The organism is Actinomycetospora cinnamomea (genome assembly GCF_003096675.1).
Lineage (GTDB): Bacteria > Actinomycetota > Actinomycetes > Mycobacteriales > Pseudonocardiaceae > Actinomycetospora > Actinomycetospora cinnamomea.
Window position 1 is genome coordinate 25,003 of the sequence record NZ_QEKW01000024.1, and the last position, 20,868, is coordinate 45,870.

Sequence of the window (20,868 nt, forward strand, 5' to 3'; positions counted from 1 at the left end):
GGTCTACAGGCCCAGGGTCTTGCCGATGATGTCGCGCTGGATCTCGCTCGTGCCGCCGTAGACGGTGGAGACCACGCTCTGGCGCAGCAGCCGCTCCATGCCGTACTCGGTGGCGTAGCCGTAGCCGCCGAGCATCTGCATGCCCTCGAGCGAGAGGTGCTTGGCCAGCTCGGTGGCCTTGAGCTTCGCCATCGACGCCTCGCGCGGGAACAGCGCCCCCGGGTTCTCGTCGATCGTGCGGGCCGTGTCGTGCACGAGGAGCTTCGTGCACGCGAGCTCCGTGGCGTTGTCGGCGATCCGGTGGCGCATCGCCTGGAAGCTGCCGACGGGCCGCCCGAACTGCTTGCGCTCCTTGACGTAGGCGAGCGTGTCGTCGAACGCGCGGCGTGCGAGCCCGAGCATGAGCCCGGCGAGGATCATGCGCTCGAGGTTCAGCCCGGCCATGAGCTGGCGCCAACCCTGCCCCTCGGCGCCGACGACGGCGTCGGCGGGCAGGTGGCAGTCGGTGAAGTAGAGGTCGTTGACCTCCTTGCCGCCCATGGTCTCGATGCCGTGGATCTCCAGCCCCTCCGCGTCGGTGGGCACCATGAACATCGTCAGGCCGTCGTGCTTGCCGCCCTCGGTCGAGGTGCGCGCGACGAGCAGGATGTGCGACGAGATGTGGGCGTTGGAGCACCACGTCTTCTGGCCGTTGACCACCCAGCCGTCCTCGGTCTTCTCGGCCTTGCACGTCAGGCCGCCGACGTCGGAGCCCGCGCCGGGCTCGGACATCGAGATCGCCAGCAGCTCGCCGTTCACGACGTCGCCGAGCAACCGCTGCTTCTGCTCCTCGGACCCGCTGCGCTCGAGGGCGGCCGCGGTGATGATCGTCGTGCCGAAGCCGCCGATGGGGATCTGGTGGTACGAGGTCTCCTCGAGGAAGACGAGCAGGTCGGTCATCGACCCGCCCGACCCGCCGTACGCCTCCGGCAACGCGATGCCGAGCCAGCCCTGCTCCGCCATCTTGCGGTAGATCTCCATCGAGTGCGGGCCCTCGGCGGTCAGCTCGTCGCGCCGCGCCTTGTCGGGCACCTCGCGCCGGGCGAACTCGCCGATGGCGTGCGCGAGGTCCTGCTGCTCCTCGGTCAGGGTGACGGGCATCGTCGGTCCTCCGGTTCTCGTCAGTGCTCGTCGGCGCCCCAGAAGCCGACGGCCTCCAGGTGGGCCACGAGGAGGTCACGCCCGTCGAGGACGTGGGCCTCCATCGCCGCCCGTGCGGTGTCGGCGTCGCCCGCGGCCAGCGCCGCGAGCAGGCGCCGGTGGGCGTCGACCGTGGCGGTGCGCCAGGCGCGGCGGTCGGTGTAGAAGCGCGGCGGCAGGTAGTGCGCGGCCCGCCCGACGAGCCACGCGAGCTTGCGGGCGCCCGCCGCACGGTTGAGAGCCGCGTGGAACCGGTGCTCGGCCCCGGCGAGGGCGAGGTCCTCGCCCCCGGGCTCCTCGATCAGCGCGTCGACCTCGGCAGCGAGGCCCTGCAGCCCGGCCAGTCCGCCGGCGTCGAGGGCCCCGGCCGCGCGCGCCGCGAGCTCGCCGGTGAGGTGCGCCTGAACGGCGAACAGGTCCGCGACGTCGCCCCGGTCCAGCGGCGCGACGACGAAGCCGCGTCGCGGCAGCGCCCGCACCATGTCGTCGGCGCGCAGGGCCTGCAGCGCCTCGCGCACGGGCGTGGGGCTCACGCCGAGATCGACGGCGAGCCGGTCGGGCCGCAGGAACGTCCCGGGACGCAGGCCCCCGGAGAGGATCCGCTCGCGCAGCAGCAGGGCCACCCGCTCGGGCAGCGCCGGAGCGTCCCCGAGCAGCGCCGTGCCGGAATCGCTCACCGGTTGACGATATCCTATGGGATTTGTCGCGACCAGGTGACGCGAGAGATCAGCAGGCCGGAACGCACCTCACGAGGTGCTCGCGAGGTACGTTCCGGCCTGGTGATCTCCGGGTCAGGCGACGCGGGCCTCCCCGGTCACCGCGGCCTGCCGACGTCGCGTGAAGCGGGCGGCGACGACCGCCCCGACGCCGGTCAGCACGGTGATGAGCACGAGATAGCCCGAGGCGCCGACGATGCCCAGCGGCGAGGCGAGCAGCAGCGTCGTGAAGATCGGGGCGAGGGCGCCACCGACGATCGAGCCGAGCTGGTAGCCCACCGACGCGCCGCTGTAGCGGACCTCGGTGGGGTAGCACTGCGCGGCGAGCGCGGCCGACGGCCCCCACATCGGGGCCGAGGCCCAGCGGGCGCCGGCCACAGCCAGGGCGATGAGCACGAGCGAGCCCGTCGCGAGCAGCGGCAGGAACACCGCGGCCACCACGGCGGTGGCGATGCTGCCGGCGACGATCGTGCGGCTGAGGCCCCAGCGGTCCGCCCTCGCGGAGAACCACAGGATGATCGGCACCTCGAGCACCGCCACGACGAGCACGATCGCGATGAGCGCGGCCCGCGGGAGCCCGAGCTGCGAGTTGCCGTACTGGATGGAGTACGTCGCGGCCATGTAGCCGATGCCCGTGATGCCGGTGAACATCGCGATGCCGCACAGCACCTGCGGGAAGTGATGGCGCAGCACGGACGCGAGCGGCAGCGCCATCGAGCCGGTGCGCTTCACGGCGACGAACTCGGAGCTCTCCTCGATCTGCAGCCGCACGTAGAGCCCGACGCCGACGAGCAGGGCGCTCGCCAGGAACGGGATGCGCCAGCCCCAGGACGCGAACGCCTCGGCGGGCATCGCGGCGGCCAGCACCAGGAACGCCGCGTTGGACGCGATGAGCCCGATCGGCACGCCGAGCTGGGGGAAGCTGCCGTAGAAGCCGCGCTTCGACTCCGGCGCGTGCTCCACCGAGATGAGCACGGCACCACCCCACTCGCCGCCCACCGCGAAGCCCTGCACGAGGCGCAGCACCACGAGCAGCACGGGCGCGAGCACTCCGATGGTCGCGTAGGTGGGCAGCAGGCCGATCAGCGTCGTCGCCACACCCATGGTCACGAGCGTGGTGACCAGCGTGGCCTTGCGCCCGATGCGGTCGCCGAGGTGCCCGAAGACGACGCCGCCGATCGGCCGCGCGACGAAGCCGACCGCGAAGGTCGCGAACGCGGCGAGCGTCCCGGTGAACGTCGAGGTCTGCGGGAAGAACTGCGGCGCGAAGACCGTCACGGCGGCGAGGCCGTAGATGTAGAAGTCGTACCACTCGATCGACGTGCCCACGAGGCTCGCGAACGCGACCTTGCGGACCTCGCGCCCGGATCGCTCCGGGGATGCGGGTGGGGACGTGGCCATGGGGGCCCTCCAGAACGGGTTCGGTGGTCGTGCGGGGTCGTCGGCGGGGTCGTCAGCGGGGTCGGCGAGGGCGCCGGCCGGCGGCGAGCGCGTGGGAGACCCCACCCGCGCTCGTGCGCACCAGCGGCGCGAGCACCGAGACCGGCGGGTTGCCGTGGTGCGCCACGACCGACAGCGCGGCCACGACCTCGCCGGTGGCGTCGCGGACCGGTGCGGCGACCGACGTCGCGTCGCTGGTGATCTGGCGCTCGCTCACGGCGTAGCCCCGCGTGCGCACGGCGGCGAGGGTCTCCCGGATACGGGCGGGGTCGGTGAGCGTCCAGGGGGTGTGCCGCGTGAACGGCCCCTCGAGGACGCGCTCGACGACGTCCGGCGGCGCGTGCGCGAGCAGGACGAGCCCGACGCCGGTGGCGGTCATGGCCCACCGGCCGCCGACCCGGATGTGCACCCCGACCGCCTGGGTGCCGGCGAGGCGCTCGACGTAGACGATCTCGTCGTCCTCGCGCACCGCGAGCTGCACGTTCTCGCGCGTCACCGCGCACAGGTCCTCGAGGTAGGGCAGGGCGCGCTCCCGGAGCCCGGGGCCGCGCGGGGCGAGCGCGCCGACCTCCCAGAGCCGCAGGCCCACCTGGTAGCGCCCGGCGGGATCGCGCTCGACCGCGCCCCAGGTCTCGAGCGCGGCGACGAGACGGTGGGCCGTCGACAGCGGCACCCCGGACCGCCGGGAGATCTCGCTCAGGGTCAGCGTCGGGCGCTCGTCGGAGAACGCCTCGAGCAGGCGCAGCGCCCGGGCCACGACCGGCCCGGTCGAGGCGCGCTCCGGGACCGCGATCGACACGGCGTCCGGCGAGGATCCGTCGACGGGGCCCCCGGGGCGCGTGACGGCCATGTCCCCTCCGGTGACGTCGGCGGCACTCCCGCCGCCCACTCCTCGCGTCGGCGGCGGGCGCCCGGAACCGAACGTTCCGGGCACGGGATCGCCGGAGTGTGCGAGCCGTCACGCCGCGCGACCAACCGCGGTTTCCGGATGGCGGAAGGCCGATGGCGCACCGTTCAGGCGGCCACCAGGCGCACCGGCACCGTCGCGAACCCGCGCAGCCAGTTCGAGAGACGGGGCCGCGACTCCCCCGCCGGTGCGATCCGCGCGACCCGGCTCGCGAGGGCGCCCAGCAGCGCCTCGGCCTCCATCCGCGCGATCACCTGGCCCACGCAGTTGTGCACGCCGCCACCGAACGCGGTGTGCCCCGTCGCACCGCGGTGCAGGTCGTAGTCGTCGGGCGCCTCGCATCGCCGCGGGTCCCGGTTCGCCGCGCCCAGCATCAGGAGCAGCTTCTCGTCGGGGCGGACGACGTCGTCCCCGAGGGTGACCTCGCGGGTCGCCGTGCGGCCGATGACCGGGCTCGGGGTGTGCAGGCGCAGCCCCTCCTCGAAGGCCGCCCGCGCGAGGCCGGGGTCGGCGTGCAGCGCGTCCCACTGCGCGGGCCGGCGGGCGAGCTCGTGGATCGCCGAGGCCAGCGCGAGGATCGTCGTGTCGATGCCGGCCGACAGGAACGAGCGGACGAGCAGTGCGGCGTCGTCGGCGGAGATGTCGCCGGCGTCGGCGTAGGCGTAGACGGCGGCGCCGATCCCGCCCTCGGTGAGGGCCTCGCGCCGCATCTGCCAGGCCACGTACTCCCGCGCCCCGCCGGCCCGCCGCTCGGCCTCGGCCCGCAGCTGGTTGTGCGGCCCCATCGACTCGAAGTTCAGGGCCGCGTAGGGCAGCAGGTGCTCCCGGCCCTCCGGGGCCATCCCGACCGCGTCGGGCAGGACGGTCATCGGGAAGCGCTCGGCCAGGACGGTCGCCGCGTCGACCGCGCCGTCGGACCGGGAGGCGGCGACGGCGTCGTCGACGACGCGCTCCGCGACGGCGGCGAAGCGCCCGGCGAGCCCCGCCAGCGCGCGCGGCGCCAGGACCTTGTTCATCACGCGGCGAGCGGCCGTGTGGGCGGGCGGGTCGGCGTCGAGCAGCACGCTCGGCGGCCGCCAGCCCTCGCCGCGGCGGATGTCGGCGAGCCCGGTGCCGGCCGCGGACGACCACGTCGACCAGTCGCGGAAGATCGCGGCGACGTCCGCGTGCCGCCCGGCGGCCCACACCCGGTGCGCGGGCAGCCACACGAGCGGGGCGGCCTCGCGGACCGCGGTGTCGGTCGGGACGGGGTCGGCGAGGACGTCGAGGGCGAACGGGTCCACGTCGAGCTCCACCACGGCGTGAAGGGAACCACCGGCACCGGGCGTCGGGCAGGCCGCCGGAGCCGATCTCCCGCATGCCGGGAGACGGCGTGGCGGGCACGGGCGCGCCGTCCGCACCCTCGCCCCAACCGCTGTCCGGCACCGCACCACCCGAGGAGTGCCCGTGACCACGACCACACCCCCTGGGCCGACCGCGACCGCTGCACCCGCCCAGCCCCTGCGGGCCGCCCCCGACACCTTCGCCCGCCGCGAGTGGCCCCGCGCCGCCTGGTACGCCGCCGCCTACGACGTCGAAGTGGGCGCGCACCTGCTCCCCCGGACGGTGGCCGGCGCGTCCCTCGTGCTCTTCCGCACGCCGTCGGGCGAGGCACGGGCGCTCGAGAACGCCTGCTGGCACCGCCTGCTGCCGCTCTCGGAGGGCACGCTGCTCGGCGACGAGGTCATGTGCGGCTACCACGGTCTGCGCTACGACGCCGACGGCCGGTGCACGTTCATGCCCTCGCAGAAGACCGTCAACCCGTCGGCGCGGGTGCGCTCGTACCCGGTGGTGGAGCGGCACCGCTTCGTCTGGGTCTGGACCGGCGACCCCGCCGACGCCGACCCGGCAACGATCCCGGACCTGCACTGGAACGACGACCCCGCGTGGGCCGGCGACGGGCGGCTCATCCACGTCGACTGCAGCTACAAGCTGATCGTCGACAACCTCATGGACCTCACCCACGAGACGTTCGTGCACGGCGGCAGCATCGGGCACCGCTCGGTGGCCGAGTCGCCGTTCGAGGTCACCCACGGCAGGGGCACGGTCACCGTGACCCGCTGGATGATCGACGTCGAGGCGCCGCCGTTCTGGGCCCGGCAGCTGGAGTGGCGCGGGGCTCCCGCGGGCAACGTCGACCGCTGGCAGATCATCCACTTCACCCCGCCGTCGACCATCGCCATCGACGTCGGCGTCGCCCCGACCGGCACCGGCGCCCCCGAGGGTGACCGCTCGGCGGGCGTGAACGGCTTCGTCCTCAACACGATGACCCCGGAGTCGCCCACCTCCACCCACTACTTCTGGGCCTTCGCGCGGAACTACGCGCTGACCGACCAGCGGATCACCACGCTGCTGCGCGACGGCGTCTCGGGCGTGTTCGCCGAGGACGAGGAGGTGCTCGCCGCCCAGCAGCGCGCCATCGACGCGCACCCCGAGAAGGACTTCTACAACCTCAACATCGACGGCGGTGCCATGTGGGCGCGTCGCATGATCGACCTGATGCTCGCCGCGGAGGACCCGTCCTACGCCGAGGCCGGTGACCGGGCCGCGCGCGACATCGCCGAGCACCACCGGAACGACGCGGGCGACGGCGCGGAGCGCGAGGTGGCGCGGGCCCGGGCGGAGGCCGAGCGCGCGCGGAGCGGGTCGTGAGCGGCGCTGGGACGTTCGTGCCCGCCACGGTCCGCGCGGTGCGGGCCGTCGCCGACGAGGTGCGCCAGGTCGAGCTCGTGCCCGACGACGGTGCCCGCCCCTACCCGCCGGGCAGCCACCTCGACCTCGCCCTCGAGGTCGACGGGCTGCCGGTGGTGCGGTCGTACTCGGTGGTGGGCGCCGCGCCCGACGACGGCGCGTACCGGATCGCGGTGAAGCTGCTGCCCGAGAGCCGCGGCGGCTCGCGCCGGGTGCACGGGCTCGCCGCCGGCGACCGCCTCGAGCTGCGTCACCCCACCAGCCACTTCGAGCTCGACCCGCGGCGCCCCGGCTACCTCCTCGTTGCCGGGGGCATCGGCATCACCCCGCTGGTGGGGATGGCCGAGGTCCTCGCCCGGCGCCATCCCCACCAGGCGCCGGTGCGCCTGGCCTACGCCGGGCGCCGCCGCGCCGCAATGCCCTTCGTCGAGCACCTGCGCGCCCTGCTCGGCGACGACGCCGTCGTCACCGCGGCCGGCGAGGACGGCGAGCGGCTCGACCTCGCCGCCGAGGTCGCGGCCCTCCACGCCGACGGCGAGGCCTACCTGTGCGGGCCGCCGCGGCTGACCGACGCCGTACGGGCGTGCTGGGAGGCGCAGGGACGGCCCCCACGGCGGCTGCGCACCGAGACGTTCGGTACGGCCGGGCGCCACCCCACCGAGCCGTTCGACGTCGAGGTCCGCGACCACGGCCTGACCGTGCACGTCCCCCGGGACCGCACCCTGCTCGGCGCCCTGCACGACGCCGGGGTGGGGATGGTGTGGGACTGCCTGCGCGGGGAGTGCGGGCTGTGCACGGTGCGGGTGCTGGGGCGCTCCACCGACGGGCAGCCCGTCGTCGACCACCGCGACGTCTTCCTCGACGCGGCCGAGCGGGAGGACTCGACCCGGCTGTGCGCCTGCGTCTCCCGCGCCGTGGGCGGGCGTCTCGCGATCGACACCGGCTACCGGCCCTGACCGCCTCCGCACGCCGCTCGACGCTTCGGCCGGCTTGCCCCGCCACGCCGGCGACCGGGCATCCAGCTCGCGCAGCAGCGGGTCGCCCTCGACGAGCAGCCGCTCGCCCCGGGCCACGGCGTGGGCGAGGTGCTCGTCGTCGAGCCTCCGGTACGCCGCGCCCCGCCCACGGCGGCGGACGTCGTACCAGCACCCGCCGGCTCAGCGACGACGGCGCGCCTCGTCGGCGGCCTCCGCGAGCTCGAGCGCCTCGGCCTTCTTCTCGGCCGCCTCGCGCTCGGCGGCCACCGCCTCGGACTCCTCGGCCACCCGTGTGCGGCGCGCCTCGTGCGCGTCCTCGTCGATCCGCTCGTGCGCCTGCTCGCGGTCGCGCTCGGCCTGCTCCTTGCGCTGCTGTTCGCGCTCCTCGGCCTTGCGGGCGCGCTGCCGACGCTCCTCCTCGAGGCGCTGCTGCTGCCCCTGCTTCTGGGAGCGCACCTGCTCGCGCTGCTGCTGGTCGGCCTCACGCCGCTCCTCCAGGCGGTCGTCGGCCACCTCGCGGCGTGCGTCGGCCGCCTGCTCGCGCTCCGCGGCCTCGCTGCGCTGCCGCACGCGCGCGTCCTGCACGTGGCCCTGACCGGCGAGCTCCGGGTCGCCGAGCACCGAGCCCAGGACCTGGCGCACCGTCGCCTCGACGGAGTCGAAGGCCAGCGTCGGACCCCACTCGCGGTTGTTCCCGTTGCCCGTGACCTGTGCCAGCAGGCTCACCGGCACCCGGGCCACGCCGAAACCGACCGACACCAGCGTCCGCGGCACGGCCGCCACCGGGTTCGCCATCGCTACGACTCCTCCACGTTCTCGAGCACCTCCGCATCGCGGCGGGCACGTTCGGCTCGGACTTCCTCGTCCCGGGCGCGCTGCTCGGCGGCGGCGCGCTCCGCCGCGGCGTCGACCTCGTCGCGCCGCAGCTCCTGCTCGCGGGCCTGCGCGACCTGCTCGGTGGCCTGCTTGCGCACCCCCGTGTCCTGCGCGGCCGCCTGCTGCTCGCGGTCGCGGTCCTGCTCGGCGCGCTCCTCGCGGGCACTCGCGGCGTCCTCGGTCGCCAGCCGCTCGCGCTCGACCCGGAGTTCCTCCTCCTTCGCGCGGGCCTCGGCCTCCTCGCGCTTCTGCTGCGCGAGCTCGTCGGCCCGGTGCGCCTCCTTCGCGGCGTCGGCCTTCTCCTGCTGCAGCTCGCCCTCGGCCCGCAGATCCTGGTTGTCGCTGATCGCGCCGGCGGCCTGCTTCACGGCGCCGGCGATGCGCTGGCCCGCGCGCGTCGCCTTGTTCGACTCGGCCGGGTCGGCCATGGGCTCCTCCTCGCTTCGACGCGTGAGAAGTACGCGTGAGTAGCCCTGGTACCCGTTCCGCGCCGGACTCGATCACCGGAAGGGGTTCGCTGATCAGTCCGCCATCGTCAGGCCGCCGCTGACCGACAGGACCTGTCCGGTGACGTAGGCCGCGCGGTCGGAGGCGAAGAACAGCACGGCGTCGGCGATCTCGGACGGCTGCGCGACGCGGCGGAACGGGATCGCGCGGACCAGCCCCTCGCGCACCTTCTCGGGCAGCGAAGCGAGCAGCGGGGTGTCGGTGGGCCCGGGACACACGCAGTTCACGGTGATGCCGTGGCGCGCCATCTCGCGCGCCAGCGACTTCGTGAACGCGATGACCCCGCCCTTGGTGCCGGCGTACACGGTCTCGCCGAGGCTGCCGACGCGGCCGGCGTCGCTCGCGATCGTGACGATGCGCAGCGACCGCCCGGCACCCGAACCGGCATCCGGACCGGCGGCGAGCACGCTGGTCAGCACCGCGTGGGACAGGCGCACCGGGCCGAGGAAGTTCACTGCCGTGAGCTGCGTCCACAGCGCGTCGTCGCCGGCCATGAACGGCTCGACGCGGTCGAAGCCCGCGGCGTGGACGAGGACGTGCGGTGGACCGTGCTGCGCGACGACCTCGTCGCGCAGCGCCAGCACGGCGGCCGGGTCGGCGAGGTCGACGACGTGCGCGGTGGCGCCGGCCCCGAGCGCGGTCACGGCCGCGCGTACGCCCTCGGCGTCGCGGTCGGCGGCCGCCACGGTGGCGCCGGCGGCGGTCAGGGTCCCGGCGATCGCCCGGCCGATCCCCGACGCCGCGCCGGTCACGAGCGCCGTGCGCCCCGTCAGGTCGATCTCCGCGCCCGCCACGGCGGCAACCTACCGGGCCGCGTCAGCCCCGCTCGGCGCGCAGCAGCGCCGCCCCGCCCGCCAGGGCCCGCATCTTGCCGGAGGCCGCGTCCCGGGGCAGGTACTTCAGCCCGCAGTCGGGGGCGAGCACGAGCTGCTCGGGCGGGAGCAGGTCGAAGGCCCGGCGCGCGCGGTCGGCGACCGTCTCGGGCGTCTCGACCGCCGGGTCCGACAGGTCGAGCACTCCGAGGATGATCGTCTTGTCGGTGAGATCGCGCAGGACACCGAGGTCGAGGCCCGACTGCGCGGTCTCGATGGAGATCTGGTCGACGGGTGTGCCGGCCAGCTCGGGCAGGAACGAGTAGCCCTCCGGGCGTTCGTGGATGATCGCGGCGTACCCGAAGCAGATGTGCACCGCGGTGGTGCCCTCGACCCCCTCCAGCGCCGCGTTCAGCGCCGCCAGCCCGTACTCCCGCGCGGCCTGCGGGCGGGCCTGCATGTAGGGCTCGTCGATCTGCACGACGTCCGCGCCGGCGGCGAACAGGTCGCGCACCTCGGCGTTGACGGCCGCGGCGTAGGCCAGGGCCGCCTCGCCCGGGTCGCCGTAGTGGTCGTCCTGGGCCTGCTGCGACATGGTGAACGGCCCGGGCACGGTCATCTTGATCGTGCGGTCGGTGGCGGCGCGCAGGAAGCGCAGGTCGTCGACCTGGATCGGCGCCGGCCGGTGGATGGGGCCGGTGATCCGCGGGACGGGGTTCGGGTGCCCGCTGCGGTCCGGCGCCGAGCCCGGGTTGTCGACGTCCACGCCGTCGAGCGCCGTCGCGAAGTGGTTCGAGTAGCTCTCGCGCCGGATCTCCCCGTCGGTGACGATGTCGAGGCCGGCGTCCTCCTGCGCCTTGATCGCGAGGAGCGTCGCGTCGTCCTGGGCCTGGGCGAGGAACTCCGGCGCGACGCGCCACAGCTCCTTCGCGCGCACCCGCGGCGGGAAGCGCCCGGCGAGCCTGCCGCGGTCGATGAGCCAGTCGGGCTGGGCGTAGCTGCCGACCAGCGACGTCGGCAGCAGGGGAAGCGGGGGCACGGGTCCTCCGGTCACGGGACGGTCAGGACGGCTGGTCGGACGCGGGCCGGTCGGACACCGGCTGGTCGGATACCGGCTGGAGGACGAAGTCGTACACGGCCTCGCACCAGGGCACGTCGCTGCGGCCGCCGTCCGGCGTCGGCCCGGGCTCGCGCTCGGTGAACGTGACGACCAGCTCGCGCTTGACGCCGAAGACGACGTCGCTGTCGAGGTAGGGCGCGTCCTCCTGGAACAGGTGCGTGATCAGTGGCTCGTAGCCCGGCACGTTGAGCAGGAAGTGCACGTGCGCGGGGCGGTAGTGGCTGATCTCGGTCCGGGAGATCAGGCGGCCGACGGGGCCGTCCATCGGAATCGCGTAGCCCAGCGGGGCGATCGTGCGCACGCAGTAGGTGCCGTCGGCGCGGGTCGTGTACTTCGCCCGCAGGCGGGCCTCGTCGACCTCGGGCAGCTGCGACTCGTACGCGCCCTCGGCGTCGGCCTGCCAGACGTCGACGACCGCCCCGCCCACCGGCGTCCCGTCCAGCGCGCGGACGGTGCCGTGGACGTAGAGCGGGGTGCCCGGCACCCCGTCGGACATGTCGCCGCCGAAGTCGAGCTCCGGCGAGCCCTCGATGAAGAACGGACCCAGCACGGTGGCGGGTGTCGCGCCCGGGCCGAAGCGGTTGTTCTGCTGCACCACGAGCATGGACAGGCCGAGCACGTCCGAGGCGAGGATGAACTCCTCCCGCTTCTCGTCGCTGATCTGCCCGACCTCGGTGAGCCAGCGCATCGCGGCCATCCACTCGGCCTCGGTGAGGCCGTTCTCGCGGGCGAACGCGTGCAGGTGGCGCACCAGCGAGCTCATCAGCTGGGCGACGCGCGGGTCGTGCGCGGTGGCCCAGCGGGCGGCGGCGAGATCGGTGATCGTCTCCTCCGTCACGGTGGTGGGGGTGGCGGTCGGAGTGACACTGTGCGTGACCGGGTGCGCCATCGCGCCCTCCTCGATCTCAGAGCCCGTCGGGGCTGTAGGGGTCCGGGTCCACGGGCCGGTTGCGGAGGTCGACCGACAGGAAGATGTCGTTGGCCACCGGGTGGCGCAGCTCCTCGGCGAGCTGGCCGATCAGCCCCGCGGTGCGGGCGAGCAGGGCGAACGCGCGCAGCAGCTCGAGCGGCAGCCCGAGGTCGGCCAGCGCCGCCCCGCAGACGCCGGCGCCGTTGAGCGGCAGCGTGCGCCCGAGCACCTGCGGGTGCACCCGCCCGATCGCCGCGAACAGGGCGAGGTGCGGCCCCGTGAGGCCCTCCTCCGCGGCGATCTCCATCAGCCGCGGGGTGCGGGGGTCACCGTCCTTGTGCACGTGGTGCCCGAGGCCGGGGACGAACCGCTTCGCCTCCCGCTGCCGCTGCACGGTCTCCAGCGCCAGCGCGTCCCACCCGGCGTCCTCGGTGGGCAGGGTCTCCTGTCGTTCGAGCACCTCGTGCAGGAACCGCCCGCAGTCCTCGGTGACGCCGAGGAACCGCGAGCCGCCGGCGAGCAGGCCCGCGGCGAGCGCCCCCTGCACGGAGTCGGGCGCCGAGAGGTGGGTCAGCCGCGTGATGATCGCGGTGGGCGTGAAGCCGTGGTCCGCCAGGGCGGCGAGCACGGCCTCGAACACCCGGGTCTCGCCCGGCGTCGGGCGGCGCTGGGTGGCCAGCCAGAACGCCAGCTCGCCGAACCCCACCTCGCCCATGACGTCCCGCGCGAGATCGTGCCCGAGCAGGGTGATCGTCTCGCGGGACGACGCGCCCAGCGCGGTGGGGTACTCCCTCTGCTCGCTCACGCCCGCCCCCCGGAGAGCCAGCGGCGCAGCTCCTCGCCGTGCTCGTCGAGCTCGGGCGGCGGCAGCTCGTACGTCGCCGGGGTGTCGGAGAAGCGGATGGGGTTGCGTGTGGTGGGCACCGCCCGGTCGCCCTCCCCCACCGTGACGACCGGATCGAGCCCGAAGCGCTCGGCGATGGCGAAGCCGCCCGCGACGGAGTTGATCGGCCCGCAGGGCACGCCCGCGGCGACGATGAGGTCGAACCACTCCTCCGCGCCGCGCGTCGAGAGCGCCTTGACGAGGATCGGGCGCAGCTCCTCGCGGTTCGCGGTGCGGTCGGCGTTGCGCACGAAGCGCGGGTCGTCGGCCAGCTCGGGCATGCCGAGCACCTCGCACAGCTTGCGGAACTGGCCGTCGTTGGCCGCGGCCACGATGAGGTCGTTGTCGGCGGTCGGCAGCGGCTCGTAGGGCACGACGCTGGGGTGCGCGTTGCCCATGCGGTGCGGCACGACGCCGCCGGCGACGTACGCCGAGCTCTGGTTGACCATCCCCGACATCGCCGAGGCGAGCAGCGAGAGCTCGACGTGCTGGCCACGGCCCGTGGCGTCGCGGTGGTGCAGCGCGGCGAGGATGCCGATCAGCGCGTCCTTGCCCGCCATGACGTCGAACATCGAGATGCCGGCGCGGTAGGGCGGGCCGTCCTTGTCGCCGGTGAGGCTCATCAGCCCCGACACGGCCTGGACCATGAGGTCGTAGCCCGGGACGTGCGCGCCGCCCGAGGAGCCGAAGCCGGAGATCGAGGCGTAGATCAGCCCCGGGTTGTGGGCGGCGAGCGAGGCGTAGTCGAGCCCGTACTTGGCCATGCCGCCGGGCCGCAGGTTCTCGATGAGGATGTCGGCGCGGCGGGCGAGCTCCCTGGCAAGCTCGACATCCCCCGGGTCGCGCAGGTCGAGCGCGACCGAGCGCTTCCCGCGGTTGATGCCGAGGTAGTAGGTCGACGTCTCGTCCCGCGTGGGCGGCATCCACGTGCGCGTCTCGTCGCCCTGGGGCGACTCGACCTTGACCACCTCGGCGCCCAGGTCCGCCAGCAGCATCGTGGCGTAGGGCCCGGCGAGCACCCGCGAGAAGTCGGCCACCAGGAGCCCCGCGAGCGGACCTCCGCGCGCCACCGCGTCGGGGTGGTCCTCCTGCACCATGCGTCCCGCCCTCCGTCCGCTGGCCGGACACCTGTCCGCCGTCGCCGAGAAGCCTGCTCGCGGCGCCCGAGATCGTCAAGTCCCGGGCGTCAGGTCCCCTCGGCGAGGCGCAGCGCCGCGACCGGGCAGACCGCGACCGCACCGCGGCCGGCGCCCTCGAGCTCGGCGGGCAGGTCCTGCCCCTCGTAGTGGTGGGTGAGGTATCCGTCGTCGTCCAGCTCGAAGATCGCGGGCGCGCGCTCCTCGCACTGCCCGTGACCCTCGCACCGGTCGTAGTCCGCCTCGATGCGCATCGCTCGCTCCCTGGACGTGGTGGACGGGGTGGCGCGCCGGCGCTCAGTCGGTGTGCACCGTGACCGGGACCGAGGCGAAGGCGCGGATCAGGTTGTTGAGGGCCCGCTCCGGCTCGCCGAGCTCGAAGCGGGTGACCGTCCGGAGCAGCGCGGTCAGCAACGCCTGGATCTCGAGCTTGGCGAGGCCCTGCCCGGCGCACCCGTGCTCACCGAAGCCGAAGCCGAGCTGCTCGAGCGCGTCGGGGCGCGCCACGTCGAACGTGTCGGGATCGGCGAAGTGCCGCTCGTCGCGGTTGGCCGCCGCGTACAGCACGAGCACCCGGGCGCCCGCGGGTACCGCGACGCCGCCGATCTCGGTGTCCTCCGCCGCCAGCCGCCCGAACCCGCGGATGGGCGACTCGAGTCGCACGACCTCCTGCACCGCGTTCGCGACCAGGTCGGGCTCGGCACGGAGGCGCTCCCACTGCTCCGGGTGGGTACCGAAGAGCCAGATCGCGCTGCCGACGGCGCTGATCGTCGTGTCCAGCGAGGGCGCGAGGTAGTCGAGCATCAGCATCATGCACTGCTCGTCGGTGACCTCCCCGCGGTCACGCGCCTCGAGCACGCTCGCCCCCAGGCTGCCGGGCAGCACGTTGCCGTCACGCACCAGGGCGGCGCCGTAGGCGGCCATCTCGCCGCACTGCGGCAGGGCCGCCTCGGCGCGGGCGTTGAGCGGGCCGAACGAGTCGAAGTTCGCCCCGGCCCACCGCAGCAGGTGCTCGCGCCCCTCCTCGGGCCAGCCGATGAAGTCCGGGACGATCGACAGCGGCAGCGCCCGGGCGAGGTCGCCGACCGCGTCGAACGACCCGCGTGCCACGAGGTCGGCGACGAGGGCGTCGGCCGCGTCGGTGACGACCTGGCGCATCGGGCGCAGGGCGCGGGGGGTCAGGCGGTGCGCCACGATCCGCCGCAGGTGGGCGTGCCGCTCGCCGTCGCTGGCCAGCGTGCACCCGAGGATCGCCGCGTTGGCCGGCTCGTTGAGAGCGATCCCCTCGGCCGACCGGAACACCTCCGGCGTCGCCAGCACGTGCTTGACGTCGTCGTAGCGGGCCACCGCCCACGCGTCGTGGGCCCGCAGGTACACCGCGGGACCGAGGTCACGCAGGGCCCGGTAGTGCTCGTAGGGCTCCCGGAGGGCGGCGTCGGTGTAGATGTCGGCGTCGTACTGCGGCGTGGTCTGCACGGTCGTCATCGGCGGTGCGGTCCCCCGGGCTCCGACTGGCGCGGACACCTGTCCGCTGAACGACGACCGACCCTCCCCAGCGGTGGACGCGGTGTCAACCGTCACGCGGCGGCGTCGGCGAGCCGCCGCAGCAGGGCCGCCGCGGAGTCCACCTCGTCGTCGGCGACCTCGTGGGCGCGCCCGGGCTGCACGCGCAGCTCGACCTCGGCGCCGCGGTCGCGCAGCAGCGTGCCCAGCTCCTCGGTGGCCGCCAGCGGCACCCACGCGTCGGCGTCGCCGTTGGTGAGCAGCACCGGAAGGCCGGTGAGCGACCCGGGTGCGGACCCGGTCCACCGCTCGGTCCCGGGCGGGCCGAAGGCGGCCCCGGTCCAGATCAGCGCGCCGGCCCACCGGCGCTGCCCGCGCAGCAGGTGGTCGGCGACGAGGCAGGCGCCCTGGGAGAACCCCGCGAGCACCGTCGAGCCGGCGCCGTGCCCCTGCGCGGCGAGGGCGTCGGCGAGCCCGTCGACGACGGCGGCGGCGCGGTCGCGCTCGGCGCGGGTCTCGGAGAGCGGGTCGTGGACGCGACCGGCGTACCAGGAGCGTCCGGGGGCGGCCGGGAGGACCCAGGTCACGGCCACATCCGGCAGGCGCGCCGCGAGCCGGGTGACGACGTGGTCGCGCATCCAGGCGGGGTCCTGGTCGCGGCCGTGCAGCAGCACGACGGCGAGCGTCCCGTGGCCCGCCGGCGCCCCGTGGACCTCCACCCCGGGCGCCTGCAGCGCCGCTGTCCGTGCGGCCCGAGCCGTCACGCCGTCCCGTCCAGCATGACCCGACGGTAGGCCACCGGCGTGCGCCCCGTGGCGGCCTTGACCAGCTGCCCGAACCGTGTCGCGTTCGTGAAGCCCCAGCGCAGGGCCACCGCCGACACCGGGGTGTGGGCCTGACCCGGGTCGGCGAGGTCGGCCAGGCAGCGCTCCAGCCGGCGCTCCCGGATGGTGCCCGCCACCGTCCGCCCGTCCTCGGCGAGCAGCGCGTGCAGGTGGCGGGTCGAGACGAACATCGCGGCGGCGACGGCGCGCGGTGACAGGCCCGGGTCGGCGAGGTGCTCGTCGATGTGCCGGTCGATGCGGGCGCGCAGCTCCTCGTGCGGGTCCGGGGTGCCCAGCAACCCGCGGCGCGCGAGCTCGTCGTCGAACAGGGTGCGGGCGAGCTCGGTGGCGTGGCGCGCGGCGGCGAGGACGCCCTCGGACCGGACCCCGCCCCCGGGACGCTCGAGGCCCTCGTGGAGCCCGGTGAGCAGGCCCGCGACCGCCGGGGCGAGCCCGTGGGCGGCGTCGAGCGTGGTCGCGGTCAGCTCCCCGGCCCGCCGGTGGCCGCCGAGCCCGTCGGTCGGGAACCGGAAGCACAGGCTGCGGTAGCCCTCCCCGCTGACGATCTCCACGGGGCGGCTCGAGTCGTAGAAGACCAGGTCACCCGGTCCCACCCGGGCCAGCCGGTCGTCCTGGCGGAACTGCGCGGTGCCGGCGAGCTGCAGCGAGAGCAGGTAGTCGGCGGGGCCGTCGTCGATGTGCTCGGCGGCGCGCACCGCCCGGTGGGGCCGGGACGTCATCGCGATCAGCGACGCGTCGCCGAGGCGACGGCGGCGGATGCTGCCGCGGAACCGCTCGGGCGCGGAGCACTCGACGTGGAAGGGCAGCAGCGCCCCCGTCACGGCCCCGCGCCAGGCCTGGACGTCACGGACGTCGCGGGCGTCACGGGGGTCACGGACCTCGTCGTCAGCGTCCATCAGCGTCGATCAGCGTCCATGGGGAGCACCTCCGACGCGGAGGACGGCCGGTCGTCGTCCGCCGACCCCCGCGCCGTGCAGCGGGCGGAGATGTCCGTGCACTGTAGCGAGAGTCACGAGACCGGGACCACACCTAGCGTCCGCCGGGCGAGCTCCAAGCCCCGGCCACGAGGAGGTCCCGTGTCCCACATCCGCGGTTCCCACCACACGACGCTGTCGGTGGGCGGCGCCCAGGAGGACGTCGACTTCCACGTCGACACGCTGGGCATGCGCTTCATCAAGCGCACGGTGCTCTTCGACGGCTCGCTGCCGATCTACCACCTGTACTACTCGAACGCGGCCGGCGACCCGTCGGCGGTGCTCACGACGTTCCCGTGGCGCCAGGCCGGACTGGTCGGGCGCCGCGGCACCAACCAGGCCCGCGAGGTGCTGCTCGCCGCTCCGGCGGACTCGTTGGACTACTGGGAGCGGCGGCTCACCTCCCGCGGGGTCGAGGTGACGAACACCGAGGTGTTCGACCGGCGCCGCCTGGAGTTCCGCCACCCCTGCGGGATCGAGTACGCCCTGGTCCCCGTCGACGGCGACCCGCGCGTCGGGCACCCCGGGCAGGGCGTGCCCCCGGAGTACGCGATCCACGGCATCCACGGCACCGGCATCCACGTCGCCACCCCCGAGCGCATGGTCGAGTTCTCCGAGGAGGTCTTCCACTCCCAGGGCAAGCTCGTCGAGGACGGCGACCGCGCCACGTACCAGGTCGGTCAGGACAGCCACGGCAACCACGTCGAGCTGATCGCCGACAACGCCGACGACCAGGGCACCTGGCGCTACGGCGCGGGGACCTTCCACCACGTCGCCTGGAACCTGGAGACCCTCGCCAACCAGGACGACCTGAAGTTCGAGATCGAGGGCAACGGCTACACCGACATCTCCGAGCTCAAGGACCGCAAGTACTTCAAGTCGGTCTACGTGCGCACCCCCGCCGGGGCGCTGTTCGAGCTGGCCGTGACCCACGCCGAGGGCGGCTGGACCTGCGACGAGTCGCCCCACGAGCTCGGGCAGCACTTCCAGCTGCCCGAGCAGTTCGAGCACCGCCGCGAGGAGATCTTCTCGAAGCTCGAGCCGATCGAGACCCCGGTGGCCCCCGACGAGGAGGAGTCGTGAGTGCCCTCGCGAGCGCGTCCGGCCACGCCCCGGCCCCCGTCGCCGCCCCGCCCTGGGCCACGACCCCGCCGACGACGGGCCGCCGCGGGTACTTCTGGGTGCCGGGTGAGCGCGTGAGCGACACGGCCGGGGTGGTGCGCCAGAAGGGCCCGATGTTCGTGTCGTGGGAGGCGCCGGCGCAGGACACGGGCCGGCTGCCGGTCGTGCTCGTCCACGGCGGCGGCGCGCAGGCCACCGACTGGTGGGACACCCCGGACGGGCGGCCGGGCTGGGCGGCCGGCTTCCTCGCCGCGGGGCACCCCGTGCTCACCGTCGACCGGCCCGGGCACGGCCGGTCCCCGGCGCACCCGGACGTGGTCGGGGCCCCGGGCCCGCAGTTCGACTACGGCACGTGCCGGGTGCTGTTCACCCCCGACCGGCCCGACCACACCCGCTGGCCCCTGGACCGGGACGACGAGGCCGCCGCGGACCGGCTGATGGCGCCGCTCGGGGCGCTGCCGGCGGACCTCGCCGAGTCCCAGCGCCTGGACGCCGACCGCCTGGCGGGCCTGCTCGACGCCGTCGGCCCGGCGATCGTCGTCACCCACTCCGCCGGCGGTCCGGCGGGGTGGCTGCTCGCCGACCGGCGTCCCGGGCTGGTGCGGGCGCTCGTGGCGGTCGAGCCGATCGGGCCGGCGTTCGCCGATTTCCCCGGCATCGGCACGCTCGACTGGGGTCTGACCGCCGCCCCGCTGACCTACGACCCGCCCCGCGCGAGCGCCGCCGACGCCCGCGCCGCCGACCCCGCGACCCTGCGCGTCCCGGGGCTCGCGGGCCTGCCGGTCGCGCTGGTCACCGGCGGCGCGTCGATGTTCGCCGACTTCGCCGACGACGTCGTGGCCTCGCTCGCGACCGCCGGGGCCGACGTCGAGCGCGTCCACCTGCCCGACCACGGCGTGACCGGCAACGGCCACGCCCTGATCTACGAGACCAACTCCGACGAGGCCCTCGCCGTGGTCCTGCGCTGGCTCGACGCGCGGGACCCGGCCCCTGGCCCGGTCGCCCTGGAGGAGTCATGACCGACCAGCTCGTGCGCCCCACCGCGACGCCGACCGACCTGCACCCCGGCGACCGCTTCGACGAGGTCATGGCGCGGATCCGCGAGCTCGACCCGCTGCTGCGCGAGGAGGCCGAGGACAACGAGGCCGGCCGCCGCCTCACCCCGCGGGTGGCCGAGGCGCTGCACGCGAGCGGCGTCTACACGATGAGCATGCCCCGCGAGCTCGACGGGCTCGAGTTCACGCCGCGGCAGGTCATCGCGGCCATCGAGGCGCTGTCACGCGCCGACGCCTCGACCGGCTGGGTCGTCATGACGCTGCAGATGGCGATCGGGACCACGGCGGCCTACCTCGGGCGCGAGCCGTTCACCGAGCTCACCGAGGCGCACGGCGACCGCACCCTCGCGGCGGGCCAGGGCACCCGACCCGGCCGGGCGCGCAGCGTCGAGGGCGGGTTCCTGCTCTCGGGCTCGTGGTCGTTCGCCTCCGGCCTGCACCACGCCACGCACATCCACACCGCGGCGCTGACCGACACCGGCGAGGTGCGGGTGTTCACCCTGCCCAAGGAGCAGGTGACGATCGTCGACGACTGGGACGTCATGGGCCTGCGGGCGACCGGCAGCGTCGACTACCACTGCGAGGACGTCTTCGTCCCCACCGAGTACACCTACGTCGCGACCACCACCGAGCCGCTGCTCGGCGGCCCGGTGTTCCGGCTGGGCCTGGCCGCGTTCGCGAGCCTCCAGCACGTCGGGTGGGCCCTCGGCGTCGGGCGGCGGCTGCTCGACGAGATGCAGGCTGTCGCGTCGGCGAAGACGGGGACCCGCAACGCCGGCGTCGACACCAGCGAGTTCCACGCCGACTACGCCCGGGCCGAGGCGACGCTGCGCTCGGCCCGCGCCTGGAACCTCGAGGTGTGGGCCGACATCGAGGCGTCCCTCGACCGCGGCGAGGAGCTGAGCGCCGAGCAGGACACGCTCCTGCGGCTCGCGCTGCACACCGCGACCATGGCGGCGCAGGACGTGGGCCGGACCGTGTACCAGTGGGCGGGCACCACCGCCCTGCGCAGCGGTCCCCTCAACCGGGTCTTCCGCGACCTGCACGGCGGCACCCAGCACGTGACCTCCGGGCCCGCGGTCCGTCACGGCTGCGGGCGCCACCTGGCCGGGCTCGCGCCCGGCGCGACGTGGGTGTTCCTGGACCTGGTCGAACCGGCGTCCTGATCGGGAGGGC

General features: G+C 74.8%; 21 protein-coding genes. 5 read left to right on the plus strand and 16 right to left on the minus strand.

Annotation, left to right across the window (positions count from 1 at the left end; genetic code table 11):
- Window positions 1-3: 3 nt before the first annotated feature.
- From C8D89_RS26135 to C8D89_RS26155, 5 genes are all read right to left on the minus strand, one after another.
- Entirely contained in the window at window positions 4-1,140 is a 1,137-nt protein-coding gene (locus tag C8D89_RS26135) for an acyl-CoA dehydrogenase family protein (RefSeq protein ID WP_116711072.1), read from the minus strand.
- 20 nt (window positions 1,141-1,160) lie between these two features.
- Window positions 1,161-1,856, minus strand: coding sequence for a GntR family transcriptional regulator (locus C8D89_RS26140; protein WP_116711073.1), 696 nt, complete (start codon window positions 1,854-1,856; stop codon window positions 1,161-1,163).
- A 114-nt stretch (window positions 1,857-1,970) separates the two neighbouring features.
- On the minus strand, window positions 1,971-3,296 hold the full coding sequence (locus C8D89_RS26145; protein WP_116711106.1) for an MFS transporter: 1,326 nt from the start codon (window positions 3,294-3,296) through the stop codon (window positions 1,971-1,973).
- Between the two features lie 52 nt (window positions 3,297-3,348).
- Window positions 3,349-4,185, minus strand: a complete 837-nt coding sequence (locus C8D89_RS26150; protein WP_116711107.1) for an IclR family transcriptional regulator — start codon at window positions 4,183-4,185, stop codon at window positions 3,349-3,351.
- Window positions 4,186-4,349: 164 nt separating this feature from the next.
- A complete protein-coding gene (locus C8D89_RS26155; protein ID WP_207787443.1) occupies window positions 4,350-5,540 on the minus strand; it encodes a cytochrome P450 in 1,191 nt (396 codons plus the stop codon).
- A 148-nt stretch (window positions 5,541-5,688) separates the two neighbouring features.
- Between C8D89_RS26155 and C8D89_RS26160 the strand changes: the two genes are divergently transcribed.
- Together C8D89_RS26160 and C8D89_RS26165 are read left to right on the plus strand one after the other, a co-directional pair.
- Window positions 5,689-6,933 carry an aromatic ring-hydroxylating dioxygenase subunit alpha gene (locus C8D89_RS26160; RefSeq protein ID WP_116711075.1) on the plus strand — a complete coding sequence of 415 codons (1,245 nt, stop codon included), beginning with the start codon at window positions 5,689-5,691 and terminating at the stop codon, window positions 6,931-6,933.
- On the plus strand, window positions 6,930-7,928 hold the full coding sequence (locus C8D89_RS26165; RefSeq protein ID WP_116711076.1) for a PDR/VanB family oxidoreductase: 999 nt from the start codon (window positions 6,930-6,932) through the stop codon (window positions 7,926-7,928). The genes C8D89_RS26160 and C8D89_RS26165 overlap by 4 nt, the downstream gene beginning before the upstream one ends.
- Before the next feature lie 201 nt (window positions 7,929-8,129).
- Here the strand turns inward: C8D89_RS26165 and C8D89_RS26170 are convergent, their stop codons facing one another.
- The 11 genes from C8D89_RS26170 to C8D89_RS26220 form a co-directional block, all read right to left on the minus strand.
- Complete coding sequence (locus C8D89_RS26170; protein WP_116711077.1) at window positions 8,130-8,744, minus strand: hypothetical protein; 615 nt, start codon at window positions 8,742-8,744, stop codon at window positions 8,130-8,132.
- A gap of 2 nt (window positions 8,745-8,746) precedes the next feature.
- Complete coding sequence (locus tag C8D89_RS26175) at window positions 8,747-9,253, minus strand: hypothetical protein (protein WP_116711078.1); 507 nt, start codon at window positions 9,251-9,253, stop codon at window positions 8,747-8,749.
- 93 nt (window positions 9,254-9,346) lie between these two features.
- Entirely contained in the window at window positions 9,347-10,126 is a 780-nt protein-coding gene (locus C8D89_RS26180) for an SDR family NAD(P)-dependent oxidoreductase (protein ID WP_243418392.1), read from the minus strand.
- A gap of 22 nt (window positions 10,127-10,148) precedes the next feature.
- Window positions 10,149-11,183, minus strand: coding sequence for a uroporphyrinogen decarboxylase family protein (locus tag C8D89_RS26185; protein WP_116711079.1), 1,035 nt, complete (start codon window positions 11,181-11,183; stop codon window positions 10,149-10,151).
- Between the two features lie 22 nt (window positions 11,184-11,205).
- A complete protein-coding gene (locus C8D89_RS26190) occupies window positions 11,206-12,102 on the minus strand; it encodes a dioxygenase family protein (protein WP_243418393.1) in 897 nt (298 codons plus the stop codon).
- Window positions 12,103-12,169: 67 nt separating this feature from the next.
- Window positions 12,170-12,979: a citryl-CoA lyase gene (locus C8D89_RS26195; RefSeq protein ID WP_116711081.1), complete on the minus strand. Its 810-nt coding sequence runs from the start codon at window positions 12,977-12,979 to the stop codon at window positions 12,170-12,172.
- Window positions 12,976-14,154 carry a CaiB/BaiF CoA transferase family protein gene (locus tag C8D89_RS26200; protein ID WP_116711082.1) on the minus strand — a complete coding sequence of 393 codons (1,179 nt, stop codon included), beginning with the start codon at window positions 14,152-14,154 and terminating at the stop codon, window positions 12,976-12,978. The genes C8D89_RS26195 and C8D89_RS26200 overlap by 4 nt, the downstream gene beginning before the upstream one ends.
- Before the next feature lie 89 nt (window positions 14,155-14,243).
- A complete protein-coding gene (locus C8D89_RS26205) occupies window positions 14,244-14,447 on the minus strand; it encodes a ferredoxin (protein WP_116711083.1) in 204 nt (67 codons plus the stop codon).
- Between the two features lie 43 nt (window positions 14,448-14,490).
- Entirely contained in the window at window positions 14,491-15,678 is a 1,188-nt protein-coding gene (locus C8D89_RS26210) for a cytochrome P450 (protein WP_116711084.1), read from the minus strand.
- A gap of 92 nt (window positions 15,679-15,770) precedes the next feature.
- A complete protein-coding gene (locus tag C8D89_RS26215; protein WP_116711085.1) occupies window positions 15,771-16,460 on the minus strand; it encodes an alpha/beta hydrolase in 690 nt (229 codons plus the stop codon).
- Window positions 16,457-17,437 (minus strand): AraC-like ligand-binding domain-containing protein, encoded by a 981-nt coding sequence (locus tag C8D89_RS26220; RefSeq protein WP_116711086.1) that lies wholly within the window; start codon window positions 17,435-17,437, stop codon window positions 16,457-16,459. Before C8D89_RS26220 ends, C8D89_RS26215 begins: the two co-directional genes overlap by 4 nt.
- 180 nt (window positions 17,438-17,617) lie before the next feature.
- On the opposite strand from C8D89_RS26220, the gene C8D89_RS26225 reads away from it, so the two are divergent.
- Genes C8D89_RS26225 through C8D89_RS26235 form a run of 3 tightly spaced genes read left to right on the plus strand, consistent with a single transcriptional unit; the run spans window position 17,618 to window position 20,858 of the window.
- The gene (locus C8D89_RS26225; protein WP_116711087.1) at window positions 17,618-18,598 is read left to right on the plus strand and encodes a VOC family protein; all 981 of its coding nucleotides are present in this window, start codon (window positions 17,618-17,620) and stop codon (window positions 18,596-18,598) included.
- On the plus strand, window positions 18,595-19,656 hold the full coding sequence (locus C8D89_RS26230; protein WP_243418394.1) for an alpha/beta fold hydrolase: 1,062 nt from the start codon (window positions 18,595-18,597) through the stop codon (window positions 19,654-19,656). Before C8D89_RS26225 ends, C8D89_RS26230 begins: the two co-directional genes overlap by 4 nt.
- On the plus strand, window positions 19,653-20,858 hold the full coding sequence (locus C8D89_RS26235; protein WP_116711088.1) for an acyl-CoA dehydrogenase family protein: 1,206 nt from the start codon (window positions 19,653-19,655) through the stop codon (window positions 20,856-20,858). The genes C8D89_RS26230 and C8D89_RS26235 overlap by 4 nt, the downstream gene beginning before the upstream one ends.
- Window positions 20,859-20,868: the final 10 nt, after the last annotated feature.